12 protein-coding genes are annotated in these 14,208 nt (G+C 64.0%); 4 read left to right on the top strand and 8 right to left on the bottom strand.

Translation table 11 applies throughout. The annotated features are described in order from the left end of the window. The first annotated feature begins 95 nt into the window (after nt 1–95). Nucleotides 96–899 (top strand): TrmH family RNA methyltransferase, encoded by an 804-nt coding sequence (locus tag B8784_RS18100; protein ID WP_084399525.1) that lies wholly within the window; start codon nt 96–98, stop codon nt 897–899. On the opposite strand, the gene B8784_RS18095 is transcribed toward B8784_RS18100, so the two are convergent. The 5 genes from B8784_RS18095 to B8784_RS18075 form a co-directional block, all read right to left on the bottom strand. Continuing rightward, entirely contained in the window at nt 896–2,191 is a 1,296-nt protein-coding gene (locus tag B8784_RS18095; protein WP_084399284.1) for an adenylosuccinate synthase, read from the bottom strand. The genes B8784_RS18100 and B8784_RS18095 overlap by 4 nt on opposite strands. A gap of 84 nt (nt 2,192–2,275) precedes the next feature. Then, the gene (locus tag B8784_RS18090; RefSeq protein ID WP_084399283.1) at nt 2,276–3,742 is read right to left on the bottom strand and encodes a flavin-containing monooxygenase; all 1,467 of its coding nucleotides are present in this window, start codon (nt 3,740–3,742) and stop codon (nt 2,276–2,278) included. 88 nt (nt 3,743–3,830) lie between these two features. Beyond that, on the bottom strand, nt 3,831–4,418 hold the full coding sequence (locus B8784_RS18085) for an acyloxyacyl hydrolase (RefSeq protein ID WP_084399282.1): 588 nt from the start codon (nt 4,416–4,418) through the stop codon (nt 3,831–3,833). An 80-nt stretch (nt 4,419–4,498) separates the two neighbouring features. Continuing rightward, nucleotides 4,499–6,094, bottom strand: a complete 1,596-nt coding sequence (serA, locus tag B8784_RS18080) for a phosphoglycerate dehydrogenase (RefSeq protein ID WP_143435616.1) — start codon at nt 6,092–6,094, stop codon at nt 4,499–4,501. A gap of 136 nt (nt 6,095–6,230) precedes the next feature. After that, nucleotides 6,231–7,403, bottom strand: coding sequence for a phosphoserine transaminase (locus B8784_RS18075; protein ID WP_084399280.1), 1,173 nt, complete (start codon nt 7,401–7,403; stop codon nt 6,231–6,233). A 189-nt stretch (nt 7,404–7,592) separates the two neighbouring features. On the opposite strand from B8784_RS18075, the gene B8784_RS18070 reads away from it, so the two are divergent. Continuing rightward, nucleotides 7,593–8,492 carry a DMT family transporter gene (locus tag B8784_RS18070; protein WP_084399279.1) on the top strand — a complete coding sequence of 300 codons (900 nt, stop codon included), beginning with the start codon at nt 7,593–7,595 and terminating at the stop codon, nt 8,490–8,492. 28 nt (nt 8,493–8,520) lie between these two features. On the opposite strand, the gene B8784_RS18065 is transcribed toward B8784_RS18070, so the two are convergent. Then, a complete protein-coding gene (locus B8784_RS18065) occupies nt 8,521–9,333 on the bottom strand; it encodes a PhzF family phenazine biosynthesis protein (protein WP_084399278.1) in 813 nt (270 codons plus the stop codon). A gap of 102 nt (nt 9,334–9,435) precedes the next feature. On the opposite strand from B8784_RS18065, the gene B8784_RS18060 reads away from it, so the two are divergent. After that, nucleotides 9,436–9,885: a DMT family transporter gene (locus B8784_RS18060; protein ID WP_084399277.1), complete on the top strand. Its 450-nt coding sequence runs from the start codon at nt 9,436–9,438 to the stop codon at nt 9,883–9,885. Here B8784_RS18060 and thiD read toward each other — a convergent pair. Beyond that, on the bottom strand, nt 9,882–10,703 hold the full coding sequence (gene thiD, locus B8784_RS18055) for a bifunctional hydroxymethylpyrimidine kinase/phosphomethylpyrimidine kinase (protein ID WP_084399523.1): 822 nt from the start codon (nt 10,701–10,703) through the stop codon (nt 9,882–9,884). The genes B8784_RS18060 and thiD overlap by 4 nt on opposite strands. A 74-nt stretch (nt 10,704–10,777) precedes the next feature. Continuing rightward, nucleotides 10,778–12,697 (bottom strand): ATP-dependent zinc metalloprotease FtsH, encoded by a 1,920-nt coding sequence (gene ftsH, locus B8784_RS18050; protein WP_084399276.1) that lies wholly within the window; start codon nt 12,695–12,697, stop codon nt 10,778–10,780. Between the two features lie 205 nt (nt 12,698–12,902). On the opposite strand from ftsH, the gene B8784_RS18045 reads away from it, so the two are divergent. Beyond that, nucleotides 12,903–14,207, top strand: coding sequence for a TAXI family TRAP transporter solute-binding subunit (locus B8784_RS18045; RefSeq protein ID WP_233356228.1), 1,305 nt, complete (start codon nt 12,903–12,905; stop codon nt 14,205–14,207). Nucleotide 14,208: the final 1 nt, after the last annotated feature.

Raw genomic sequence — 14,208 nt, 5'->3', positions numbered from 1 at the left:
GTCACCGCGATCCGCGACCCCAGATGCGTCAGGCCTGTGTTCCACCCCCGACAGCGAAGCTGGCCTCTTTCCCCATCGGAGTGAATAACGAAGCGATGCCCCGGATTTCTGTTCAAGACCCGGCCGATCCGCGCCTGGCACCTTATGTCTCCATCCGCGAGCGGGACCTGACCGGGCGCGGCGACGGTCGTTTCATCGTGGAAGGCAAGGTAACGCTCGCCATCCTGGCCGAGCGGTCGCGCTTTCCCATCGAGAGTGTCCTGATCGCCGAATCCCGGCTTGAGCCCCTGCGTGAGACCCTGGCGGGCCTGCCGGAGAGCGTGCCGGTCTATGTCGCAACCCAGGGCGTCATGGACCAGATCGCCGGCTTCCCGATCCATCGCGGTATCCTCGCCTGCGCGCGCAAGGGCGAGCCGTTGGCGCTGGATGAAGTGCTTGGGCGGGAAACCCTGCTGGTGCTCAATGACATCTCCAACCACGACAATGTCGGGGCGGCCTTCCGCAATGCGGCCGCGTTCGGGGCAGGGGGTGTCCTGCTTGACCAGCGCAGCTGCGATCCGCTCTACAGGAAGGCCGTGCGTGTCTCGGCCGGCAGCGCGCTATGGCTGCCCTTCCATCATGGCGGAACGGGCGAGGCGCACCTGACGGCGCTGCATGCGGCAGGCTATGAGGTCTGGGCGCTGACACCGCGCGCCGATGCCACGCCGCTGCCGGATATGCCGGTCACGGGCAAGGTGGCGGTGCTACTTGGCGCCGAAGGGCCGGGCTTGCCGGATGCGCTGATCGGCGGCGCCAAGCCCGTACGCATCCCCATGGCGGCAGGCTTTGACAGCGTGAATGTCGCGACCGCCGGAGCGATCGCGATGAGCCGGATTTTCGAGGCGCGCGGGGCGGACTAGCCCCGCTCGAACGGGTCGCGCATCAGGATGACGTCTTCGCGCTCCGGCGAGGTGGAAACCAGCGCGCAGGGCTTGCCGACGAGCTCCTCCAGACGGCGAACATATTTGACCGCCTCGGCCGGCAGGTCCGCCCAGGAACGGGCGCCCTTGGTCGAATCCTTCCAGCCCGGCATGCTCTCATAGACAGGCTCGACGGCGGCCTGATCGGTCAGGCCGGCCGGGAAGTAGTCGATTTCCTTGCCGTTCAGCTTGTAGCCGACACAGACCTTGATCTCCTCGAAGCCGTCGAGGACGTCGAGCTTGGTCAGCGCGAGGCCGTTGACGCCGGAGGTCGCACAGGCCTGGCGTACCATGACGCTGTCGAACCAGCCGCAGCGGCGCGCCCGGCCCGTCACCGTGCCGAATTCATGACCGGCGGTGCCGAGGCGCTTGCCGATCTCATTGTCCTGCTCGGTCGGGAAGGGGCCGGAGCCGACGCGGGTCGTATAAGCCTTGGCGAGGCCCAGCACATAGGAAATGGCGCTCGGGCCGACGCCGGCGCCGGCGGAGGCATTGCCCGCGACGACATTGGACGAAGTCACGAAGGGGTAGGTGCCATGGTCGACGTCTAGCATCACGCCCTGGGCGCCTTCGAACAGGATGCGGCGGTCGAGCTTCACTTGCTCGTCCAGCAGTTTCCAGACCGGCTTGGCAAAGGGCAGCACTTTCGGCGCCAGTGCCAGAAGATCGGCCTTCAGCTGTTCCGCATCCGGCTCCGGCAGGTCGAGCCCGGCGCGCAGCGGGCGGTGGTGGGCGAGCAGGCGTTCGAGCTTCAGGTCGAGGGCATCCGGGTCGGAGAGGTCCGCCACGCGGATCGCCCGGCGCCCGACACGGTCTTCATAGGCCGGTCCGATACCGCGCTTGGTCGTGCCGATCTTGGAGTCGCCCAGCGCGGCCTCGCGCGCGGCATCGATATCCTTGTGCCATGGCAGGATCAGGCAGGCATTGTCGGCCAGGATCAGGTCGTCGGGGTCGAGCGTGACGCCCTCCTTGGCCATGCCCTCGATCTCCGAGAGCAGCTGCCACGGGTCGACCACGACGCCATTGCCGATGACCGAGAGCTTGCCGCCGCGCACGACGCCCGAGGGCAGAAGGTTCAGCTTGAAGGTCTTGTCGCCGATAACAAGCGTGTGGCCGGCATTGTGGCCGCCCTGGAAACGGACGACCGTGTCGGCCCGGCTCGACAGCCAGTCGACAATCTTGCCCTTGCCTTCATCGCCCCACTGGGCGCCTACGACGACGACTCCGGCCATGTGTCACAGCTCCTTCAAAACCCGTGCGCCACTGACAGGGTTTGCGCACGAATTGCAAGAGCCGAAATGTGCGGATGCCGCCTGTCAGGCGAGTTCGTAATCCTCGACCTTCACCGTTTCCACGGCCTTGGCGTAATCGCGGTTGTGCGAGCCCCAGTTCTGGGTGATCAGCCCGCCATCGGTCTTGTACCAGGAATTGCACGCCGGATCGGCCCAGACGGTCTTCTGCAGCTGTGCCTGGATCTCGTCGTTCCAGCGGTCCTGGGCGGCCTTTTTCGGACTCATCGCACTGGCGTCGTGTTCATCCAATGTGTCCAGCGCCTTCACCATGTATTCGACCTGGCGCTCGAGCATGAAGGTGATCGAGTTGTGCCCGAGATTGGTGTTCGGCCCGTAGAGAACGAACAGGTTGGGGAAACCGTTTACCGTGATACCGACATAGGCTTCCGGATGATCGGCCCAGACCTCGCCGAGATGCTTTCCGTCCTTGCCCTGAACGTCGACCGTCCAGTTCCAGCCCGTGGTCTCGAACCCGGTTGCGAAGATCAGGACATCGAACTCACGGTGCGTGCCATCCTTCGTCGTGACGCCGGTTTCGTCCATGCTGGTGATGCCTTCGGTCACGAGCTCGACATTGTCGCGCTGGAGGGCGGGGAAATAGTCATCAGCAATCAGGATACGACGGCAGCCGACGGGATAGTCCGGCGTCAGCTTTTCGCGCAGCTCCGGGTCCTTCACCTGCTCGTTGAGGTGGTTGGTCGCGATGGTCGTGTAGGCCTCGCGGCCCTCCGGGGTCCATTTGAAGGCCTGCCAGAAGAAGTGGTCGGCATTGTCGAAGATGAGCTGACGGTTGCGCGAGGCCAGTTCCATGGCCGTCTCCGGCTCGGTGAACATGAGGGCCTGTTCCTGCTTCGAGATCGGAACGTCCCGGCGGGGGATGACCCAGTTCGGCGTGCGCTGGAAGACGGTCAGCTGCGAGGCGACCTTGGCCACTTCCGGAATGATCTGGATGGCGCTCGCCGCCGAGCCGATGACGCCGACGCGCTTGCCTTCGATCGAGACCGAGTGGTCCCAGCGGGCCGAATGCATCTTCGCGCCCTTGAAGGTGCCCATCCCGTCGATCTTTGGCCAGAATGGCCGGTTCAGCTGGCCGAGCGCGCCGACGAGAAGGTCCCCGGTATAGGTTTTCCCGCTGGCCGTTTTGACCGTCCACTTTTTCGCCTCTTCGTCCCAGACCGCCGAAATGGCTTCATCGTCGAGATGAAGGTTCGGGCGCAGCTGGTAGCGGTCGGTGATCTCTTCGGCATAGGCCTGGATTTCCTGGCCCTGCGGATAGGCGCGCGTCCAGTTGATGCTCTGGGCAAAGGAGAGCTGGTAGAGCGCCACGGGCACGTCGCAGGCAACGCCCGGATAGCTGTTCTCATACCATGTGCCGCCGACTTTCGGGTTGCGGTCGAGCAGGTCGTATGTGTGTCCGGCCTCCTGGAGCTTGATGGCCGCTGTCAGGCCGCCAAGCCCGGCGCCGATGATGATGGCATGCTTCTTCGCCATGCAAACCTCCCTAGTCTATTTTCCAGGGAGGATTCGCCTGATGAGGCTGTAATGCAAGACTGACGGCGGGGAAGGCGTGGAGCCTGTGTCAGCGTCCGAAGCGCCAATAGGCACGCATGCCTATGCTGTCGACACCCTGATTGCGCCCATTTCCGAGAATCTGGCCGTGCGAGAGGTGTTCATACTGGACCTGCAGTCCCCAATTTTCCCCGATATCGCGGTTGATGGCGAGGCCGGTCCGGAACAGGTCTTTCGAACCAAGCAGGAGGTTGTTTTCGGCAAAGGCGGCGCTCTCCGGGCTGCCCTGCGGATAGGGGCTGCTCTTGGCGCCGTCATGAATGGCATAGCCGAGGCTTGGCTCCAGCGACCAGCCTTGTGCGAAGTCCCAGTTCCACATCAGTCCGAGCGCGCCATAACTGGTGTCGCCAGCTGTATTGACCGAGGCGAGCGCATAAGGGCGCGGTCCGAGAAGGAGATTGAGGAAGTCAGGCGACGCGAAGACAAGCTCACCTTCCACGGTGGGCCCATCTTCCTTGTTGGCGTTTTTGCAGTCTGTAACGCAGATATTATGCTGCATTACGCCAATCCGGGCTTCTTCGACCAGTTGGGCACTGGCTGGCTGGGCCAGGGGAAGGGTCGTCAGGGCAAGCCCGGCAAGGGCAAAGAATCGTTTCATGAGGGGCCTCAGAGTCAATGACCCGCCCCAGAAAGGACGGGGCGGGTCATTGGTCAAGTCTCATTGCGAGGGATGGTTCCCTAGAAGTGCAGGACCTTGGCATAGCGCACGTGCGGCAAGGCATCGAGTTTCGCCGTCATGTCAGCCGGGGGCTCGTTGTCGATGCCGATCAGCGCGATGGCCTCGCCACCCACGTCCTGACGGCCAAGGTGGAAGGTCGCGATGTTGACCTCGGCTTCGCCAAGCATGGCGCCAAGCGAGCCGATGAAGCCCGGCTTGTCGATATTGTTGACGTAGAGAGCGACCGGCGTGAAATCGCCTTCAAGCGGCATGCCCTTGATCTCGACCACGCGCGGGCGACCGGCAGACACGGTACCGGCGAGCGAACGCCAGCCGGTCTCGTCGGAGTTTTCCGTCTTCGGCACGCGGACCTTGATGCGGATGAGCGTGTCATAGACCGGGCTCTCCTCGGTCACTGTCTCGGAATACTTCACGCCCGATTCGGCGAGGATCGCCGGCGCCGAGACCATGTTCACATCACCGCGCGAGGTGCGCAGCAGACCGGCCAGGGCCGCCGCCGTGATCGGCTTGCGGTTGATGTCGGCAAGCTCGCCTTCATACTCGATGACGACTTCCTCGAAGCCATGATCGGAGATCTGGCCGGCGAACTGGCCGAGCTTCTCGGCAAGATCGATGAAGGGCCTGAGGCGCGGGGCTTCGTCAGCCGTCACGGACGGCATGTTGAGCGCGTTGGTGACGGCCCCCGTCAGCAGATAGTCGCTCATCTGTTCGGCGACCTGCAGGGCGACATTTTCCTGCGCTTCGACAGTCGCAGCGCCAAGGTGCGGCGTGGCGACGAAGTTCGGCGCCCCGAACAGGACGTTCTCCTTGGCCGGCTCCTCGGCGAAGACGTCGAAGGCGGCCGCCCCGAGATGGCCGGAATCGAGCAGCTCGCGCACGGCAGCTTCGTCGACCAGGCCACCCCGGGCACAGTTGACGAGGATGAGGCCCTTCTTGGTCTTCTGCAGCGCTTCCTTGGAGAGGATGTTGCGCGTCTGGTCGGTCAGCGGCGTGTGCAGCGTGATGATATCGGCGCGCGAAAGCAGGTGTTCGAGGTCGACCTTCTCGATGCCGAGTTCGACGGCGCGCTCCTCGGTCAGGAACGGGTCATAGGCGACGACGCGCATCGTCAGGCCCTTGGCGCGTTCGGCCACGCGGGCGCCGATATTGCCGCAGCCGATCAGGCCGAGCGTCTTGTAGGACAGCTCGGTGCCGACGAAGCTCTTCTTCGGCCATTTGCCAGCCTGGGTGCCGGCATCCGCTGCCGGGATCTGGCGGGCGGCGGCGAACATCATGGCGATGGCATGCTCGGCGGTGGTGACGGCATTGCCGAACGGCGTGTTCATGACCACGACGCCTTTGGCGGTCGCGGCCTTGATGTCGATATTGTCGACGCCGATACCGGCCCGGCCAATGACCTTGAGGTTCTTGGCGGCCTCGATGACGTCGGCGTCCGGCTTGCAGGCCGAGCGCACGGCGAGGCCGTCATATTCGGGGATGATCTCGATCAGCTCTTCTTTGGAGAGGCCGACACGGGTTTCGGTTTCGATGCCGCGATTCTTGAAGATCTCGACGGCGGCGGGGCTGAGACTGTCAGCAATCAATACTTTAGGCATGGTCAGATTCCATTTGTAAGCAGGGATGAGGCGTCACTCCGGCGGGAGCGCGGCGAGAGACCGGGGCCCAGGCCCTGAAACGATGTGAGGCCGGGCCCCGGACAAGTGCTCGCGCGCTGTCCGGGATGACAGGGCGTTACGCGTTCTGAAGCTCTTCCGCGACGGTTGCGAAAGCCCAGTCGAGCCAGGGCAGGAGCTTCTCGACATCCGAGGGTTCGACGGTGGCGCCGACCCAGATGCGCAGGCCCGGAGGGGCATCGCGATAGGCGTTGAAGTCGTAGGCGACCTCTTCCTTCTCGAGCAGGCCGACCAGCTTCTTCACGAAGGCTTCCTGGTCGTCCTTGCCGAGGCCGGCGACGCGCGGATCGGTGATCTTGAAGCAGACCCCCGTATTCGAGCGTACTTTCGGATCGGCGCAGAGGAATTCGATCCAGTCGGTCTTCGCGACCCAGTCCTCGAGGATCTTGAGGCTCTTGTCGGAGCGCGCCTTGAGGCCCTTGGGCCCGCCTTCGGCTTCGGCCCAGTCAAGCGACTTCAGATAGTCCTCGACGCAGAGCATGGACGGCGTGTTGATCGTCGAGCCCTCGAAGATGCCCTCGTTCAGCTTTCCGCCCTTTGTCATGCGGAAGATCTTCGGCAGCGGCCGGTCCGGCGTATAGCTCTCAAGCCGCTTTACCGCGTTGGGCGAGAGGATCAGCATGCCGTGGGCCGCTTCCCCGCCGAGCACTTTCTGCCAGCTATAGGTGATGACATCGAGTTTCTCGAACGGGATGTCCTGGGCGAAGATGGCCGACGTCGCATCGCAGATCACGATGCGGTCCGGGTTCGGCTTCAGCCAGCTATGGTCATCGACGCGCACGCCCGAGGTCGTGCCATTCCAGGTGAAGACGATGTCGGCATCGTCGCGCGCCTTGCCGAAGTCCGGCAGCACGCCATAGTCGCCGACATGGATCTCGCAGTCGTCGAGCTTCAGCTGCTTCTGGGCATCGGTCACCCAGCCCATGCCGAAGCTTTCCCAGGCGAAAATGTCGACCGGCTTGCAGCCCAGCATGGACCACATGCACATCTCGACGGCGCCGGTGTCGGAGGCCGGGACGATGGCCACGCGATAGCCTTCCGGCAGATCGAGGATCTCTTTCGTCCGGTCGATCGCCTCTTTCAGCTTCGCCTTGGCATCCTTGGCACGGTGCGAGCGGCCAAAGGCAGCGGTTTCGAGTTGTGAGAGTGAAAATCCGGGGCGCTTTGCGGTCGGCCCGGAAGAGAAATGCGGACACGCTGGACGCACGTCCGGCTTAGCGGGAATCGTCATCTGTTTTACTCCTATCCTTACAGATAGGCTGGCCCTCGTTGGGGAGGGCTGGCCCACGGCCCGTATGCCAGATTTTTGCGCTGCATCAAAGGGGAGTTTTGTGACACTTGCTGAAAGCAGGGCTTGCCGGGCCTCCGGGGGGATGCAAAGCCCTTCTCTCCCAGTCCGCGAAGAGGATGCCCTTTCGACATGACGACACACCGTTCGCCGGCCGAGTGGGGGCTCTTCCTGCTTCTGTCTCTCTGCTGGGCGTGTGCCTTTGCCATGACCAAGCTCGCCGTGGGCGGCCTGCCGGCCAGTGTCATCATTCCCGGACGCCTCACCGTGGCGGCCCTGATCCTGTGGGGCGTGATGCTGGCGCGCGGCGAGCGCTTGCCACCCTTCAGCGATCGCGCCGCATGGTTGTCCATCGTCGGGCTCGGGACGATCGGGACGGCGGCGCCCTTCTATCTGATCACGCTCGGCCAGAAGACGATCGATTCCTCGCTGGCGGCCCTGCTGATCTCGGCAGCCCCGCTCTTTACCGCCGTGCTGGCCCATATCCGGTTTCATGATGAGCAGATCACTGCCTACAAGGCGGCCGGCCTGATTGTGGGCTTTGCGGGCGTGGCGGTCTTGCTCGGCCCGGACGCGCTGACGGGGCTCGATCTCGAGCTTGGGGCCCAGCTGCTCGTGCTCATGGGGGCCTTCTGTTATGCCATCAACAGCATCATTGCCCGCCAGGCCCCGCGCCTGCCGGCGATCGTCATGCCGGTCGGTTTCCTGACCGTTGCCTCGATCGCCTCGCTGCCCATGCTGGTCTGGACGGATTGGAGTGAGGTCCAGCCGACGGCGGTGAACCTCGCGGCGGTCCTCGGACTGGGCGCTATCTCGACCGCGGCCGCCGGGATCATCCTGATGTATCTCGTCGCCCGCACCAGTGCGACCTTCATCGCGCTGACCGGCTATGTCATCCCGATCATGTCGGCCGTGATCGGCTATTTCGCCTTCCGTGAGACGCAAAGCTGGAACGCGCTTGTCGCTTTCGTGCTGATCCTGGCCGGCGTCTGGTTCTCGCAGCGCCAGGCCCGCAAGCGCGCCCCTGCCTGAGGGGACGCGACAGGAGCGCCCGGCCTTTCTAGAGCGTGAAGGTGCCCTCGATCACGGTTACGGCGTCACCGCGCAGCTTCACGCGGTCACCGGCCAGCTCGGCGCCGATCCGCGCGCCCCGGCCTGGATAGGCCTGAAAGCAGTCCAGCGGCTTGTTCAGACGTGCACCCATGATGGCCGCGACAATGCAGTGCCAGCTGCCGGTGGCCGGATCTTCCGGGATGCCGCTGCCCGGCGCAAAGAAGCGGCTCGTGATATCGGCCCCGTCGCCCCCCGGCGCGAGGACACCGAAACAGCCATTATGATCCCGCTGGCCGACGGTCATCGGTTTCATGCGTTCAAGGTTCGGTTCCAGCGAGACGATCTGCTCCGGATTCTCGAAGATCGCGGCATAATAGGGTCCGGCCCAGGCTTCCACCGGCCGCGCGCCGAGCATCTCGGCGACATCGTCACTCACTTCGACCTGTTCGACCTCGGGGGCTGGAAAATCCATCTCGTAGCGCCCCTCCGGCCCGCGCGTCACGGTCAGCCGCCCTGACTTCACTGTGTCGAAGGCGATCTCGTCGCCTGCGAAACCGAGCTGGTCGAACAGCAGATGTGCCGATGCGAGCGTGGCATGCCCGCAAAGCGGCACTTCCCGGCCCGGCGTGAACCAGCGCAGCGCCCAGCCGCCATCTTCCTTCGGGACGATGTAGGCGGTCTCGGACACATTGTTCTCTGCCGCGATCGCCTGCAGCGTCGCGTCCGGCAGAAACGCCTCCAGCGGCATCACACAGGCCTGGTTGCCCTCGAAGGGGCGGCTGGCAAAAGCATCGATCTGGTAAAAGGGCAGGCGCGCCATCGTGTCAGTCTCCGGTTGGAGGCTTGCAAATAGCCGCAGAACTGGGCCACCACAAACGAGACTTTCTAAGCCACTGTTTAGTTACAGAAGAGAGGATCGCGCATGCCGTTTGGCTATCTGCTTGTCGGACTGGGGCTGTTGAGCGGGGCGTTGATGGCCGCTCAGGGAGCGATCAATGGCCGGCTTGCGGGTGGCATTGGCGGGCCGCTTCAGGCGGCTTTCATCTCGTTTACGGTTGGCTGGGCCGCGCTGCTGGTTGCCAATCTCTTCATGGGCGTGCGTGTGCCGCCGGCCGGACAGGTGGCCAGCATGCCGTGGTGGGTCTGGGTTGGCGGCGTGATCGGCGCGCTTGTCGTTGCGTCGACGGCGCTCGCGGTGCCGAAGATCGGGGTGGCTGCGTGGATTGCCGCCTTCATTGCCGGCCAGCTGGGCGCGGCTGTCCTGTATGACCAGTTCGGCGCGTTCGGACAGGCGGTACGCCCGGCGACGCCACTGCGGCTGCTGGGCGCCGGTTTCCTGATCCTCGGCGTTTATCTGGTGCGCCGCTTCTAGCTTTCGGTGGGGGTTATCTGCCAGCCATGGTCGACCGGCCCGTGACCCGAGCCGAAGCCCCGGGCATGGCGGATCGCGCCATGAAGATAGTCGCGGGCGGCTTCGACAGCCTCATCAATGGGCCTTTCCTGTGCGATGAGGGCGGCAATTGCGCTCGCCAGCGTGCAGCCGGTGCCATGCGTCGAGGTGGTGACGATGCGCTCGCTTTCCAGAAGCCATTCGCCATGCTCGGTCTGGAGGACATCGGTGATCACGCGGCCGGGGATATGTCCCCCCTTCACAAGGACGCCCTTGGCGCCGCGATTGAGCAGCGCTTCGGCGGCGCGGCGCTGACCATTGACCCCGTCGACCGACTTTCCCGACAGGACTTCGGCTTCCGGCGCGTTCGGCGTGATGAGATGGGCGCCCGGCAACAGCAGGGAGGCCAGCGCATCGACTGCGCGCTCGGTGATCAGCCGGCTGCCGGAGCTGGCGATCATCACCGGATCGATGATGCGCGGGGTACCGGCCGTCTGCTCATTGAGCGTTTCGGCGATGCCCTCGACCAGCTCGGCGCTACCCAGCATGCCCGTCTTGATCGTATCGGCACCGATATCCTTCAGGCAGACTTTCATCTGGCCGCTCACCGTGTCCAGCGGCACCGGGTGGACATCATAGACGCCGGTCGTGTCCTGTACCGTGATCGCGGTGATTGCGGTCATCGCATAGCCGCCCATGGCCATCACCGCCTTGATATCGGCCTGGATGCCGGCTCCGCCGCCTGAATCCGAGCCGGCGATAACCAAGACGCGGCCATTCGGCTCCGGTCGTTTTTCCATCATGTCTGGGATCCCTTATAGAGAAAGGGCGCCGCCATGCAGCAGCGCCCTCTCTTGTCATGTCAGTCCTGAGATCAGGCCGGGCTCGGCTCGCCGCCCGGTTCGCCACCGCCGAAGCCTTTGCGGCGCTTGCCGGTGACCGGCACGGCCGAGGCGGGGCCTTGCGGCTCATCCGGCTCATCCGGGCGCTCCGGCGGCTTGCCGTTGAGCAGGTTGCGGATGTCCTCGCCGCTCAGCGTCTCGTATTCGAGCAGGCCTTCGGCAAGCGTTTCCCAATCCTTGCGGCGCTCGGTCATGATATGACGCGCGTCATCCATGCCTCTCTGAACGAGCTTGCGGACTTCTTCCTCGATTTTTTTCGAGGTGTCTTCGGACACGTGCGACTTGTTCATCAGCTGCTGGCCAAGGAACACGTCGCCCTGATCGTCGGCATAGTCGACCGGGCCAATCGTATCCGACAGGCCCCATCGGGTCACCATGGCACGGGCAAGCTTGGTGGCCTGCTGGATGTCAGAAGCGGCGCCCGCGGTGACGTTTTCCATGCCGAATTTCTCTTCTTCGGCGACACGTCCACCCATCATGATGGCGAGCCGCGAGGTCATCTCGATCTTCGACATCGACATCTTGTCATCTTCCGGCAGCTGCATGACCATACCGAGCGCACGGCCGCGCGGAATGATGGTCGCCTTGTGCACCGGGTCTGCGGCCGGAACATTCATCGCGACGATGGCGTGGCCGGCTTCGTGCCAGGCGGTCAGCTCGCGTTCCTTGTCGGACATCACCATGGAGCGCTTTTCCGGCCCCATCAGGACCTTGTCCTTGGCGTCCTCGAACTCGGACATGGCCACGACCCGTTTGCCGCGCCGCGCCGCGAGAAGGGCCGCCTCATTGACGAGGTTGGCCAAGTCGGCGCCCGAGAAACCGGGCGTGCCACGAGCGATCACCTTGGGGTTCACGTCCTTGGCGAGCGGCACATTGCGCATGTGGACCTTGAGTATACGCTCACGACCCAGAATGTCGGGATTGTTCACCGTGACCTGACGGTCGAAACGGCCCGGGCGCAGCAGCGCCGGGTCGAGCACGTCCGGCCGGTTGGTCGCTGCGATGATGATGATGCCGTCATTGGCTTCGAAGCCATCCATCTCGACCAGGAGCTGGTTCAGCGTCTGCTCGCGCTCGTCATTGCCGCCGCCGAGGCCGGCACCGCGTGAGCGGCCGACCGCGTCGATCTCGTCAATGAAGATGATGCACGGGGCATTACGCTTGGCCTGTTCGAACATGTCGCGCACACGGCTGGCGCCGACGCCGACGAACATCTCGACGAAGTCAGACCCGGAAATGGTGAAGAAGGGCACACCGGCCTCACCGGCCACAGCGCGGGCGAGCAGTGTCTTACCCGTGCCGGGCGGACCAACGAGCAGCGCGCCCTTCGGGATCTTGCCGCCGAGGCGCTGGAAACGGGCCGGGTCGCGCAGGAATTCGACGACTTCCTGAAGTTCTTCCTTGGCTTCATCCACGCCGGCAACGTCGTCAAAGGTCACACGGCCGGACTTTTCGGTCAGCATGCGGGCCCGCGACTTGCCGAAGCTCATTGCGCCGCGGCCACCGCCGCCGCCTTGCATCTGGCGCATCAGGAAGAGGAAGAGGCCGAGGATAAGGATCAGCGGAAGAAGATTGAGCAACAGGCCGCCGAGGCTGAAGCCGGTATCGGCATCCTCGGTGACGCGCACACCCTGTTCGGCGAGCCAGTTGGAAATCTCGAAATTGGTCTGCAGCTTTTCGGCGTAGACCGTGTTGCCGCCGGTTGTGGTGGCCGTGATGCGGTCATTCGTGACCGTCACGTCTTCGAGCTGGCCCTGGGTCGCCATCTGGCGAAGTTCGGAAATAGCAATCTTTTCCGAGCCGACTGCTGTCGATGAGCCCTGCATGGCAATCATCATGGCGACGACAAGCGCGGCAACAAGTCCCCAGACGGCGAGATTACGCATGTTCATGATTTAATCCGTCGATCCTGTGAATTTCTTCTGACCCTAACATAGGCATTCCACATCCAGAAAACGACTCAAATTGCCGTCATGTCTCTGCAATTGCTTCAGACTGCCGCATAAACCGGCAGCCTGTGGCGCCGAACCTCTCGACGCAACTGGCCGCCCCGGTCTAGGGTCCACCCCTGAGGTGGGCGCGAAAATGGAAAAGACAATGAAGGATGTTTTGAAGGTCTATGGGCCGATCGCCCTTCTGGTGATCGCGGCCATCTGGATCGCGCTCGCCCTAATCGATCCGGCCCCGCCTTCAAAAGTCACCTTCGCGTCCGGCGGCTCGGGCGGTGCCTATTACGCGCTGGCGCAGCAATACAGGGAAGATCTCGCCGAAAGCGGTGTCGAAGTCGAAGTGCTGGAGACGGCGGGATCGATCGAGAATCTCGCCCTGCTCATGTCTGGCGAGGCCGATATCGCGCTGGTCCAGGGCGGACTGGCCGGGCCGGAAAACCGCGACGCCCTGCGCTCGCTGGCCGGCATGTTTCACGAACCCTTCTGGGTCTTTGTCCGCGACAGTGTGGCGGCCGATAATTATGGCGACCTGCGCGACGCGCGGCTGGCGATTGGCCCGGAAGGCTCCGGCACGCGCGCGCTGGCGCTGGACCTGCAGGGAAAATGGGGCGGAGACTGGCCGGAGACGGCAAAGCTGACACCTAGCGGAGAGGCGGCTTCCGCCGCCCTCATGGCCGGCGACATCGATGCCGCAGCCTTCTCGGCCTCGATCAATGCGCCCTATATTGCCGAGCTGCTCGAGGCGGACGGCGTGCACCTTCTTCCCTTCGGCCGCGCTCCGGCCCTGGCGCGGCGCACGGCGGCGCTGGACGAGGTGACGCTCTATCGCGGCCTGGTCGACCTCCAGGGCGATGTTCCCGCGGAAGACATCCCGCTGATTGCATCGGTCGCACAGCTGGCGGTGGGTGCAGACCTCCATCCAGCGATCCAGTCTCTGCTGCTGGAGGCGTCCGAGGAGATCCATTCCGGTAATTCTGCCTTTGCCCCGGCCGGCGCTTTTCCGGACAAGTCGCTGATCGACATGCCGCTATCCTCGGAAGCCGAGCGCTACTGGAAGAATGGGCCGTCTTTCCTGCGCAACTATTTCTCTTTCCAGCTCGCCAATTTCCTGGAACGCGCCTGGGTTTTCCTGATTCCGCTGGCGACCCTGCTTATCCCGCTCGTGCGAGTGGCCCCGCCCATCTATCGCTGGCGCGTGAGGCGGAAGATCTATGTCTGGTACAAGGATCTGCGCGAACTCGAAACACGCGGCCGCGAAGCGACCACGAACGATCAGCGCGACAGGGTGCTGGAAGAGCTGGCCGAGCTTCAGCGCGAAGTCGGCGAACTCGACGTGCCGCTTTCATACACCGAAGAGGTTTACCATCTCCGCAGCCACATCGCCTTTGTGCGCAATCTCGTTCAGGGGCTGTATGCGCGCGATGCTGGCGTGCCGGCGGCGAAGACGGCCTGAG

Source organism: Henriciella aquimarina (assembly GCF_002088975.1).
Classification (GTDB): Bacteria; Pseudomonadota; Alphaproteobacteria; order Caulobacterales; family Hyphomonadaceae; genus Henriciella; species Henriciella aquimarina.
The sequence above is the reverse complement of the archived record's forward strand: the minus strand, read 5'-3'. Positions and strand labels throughout refer to the sequence as shown.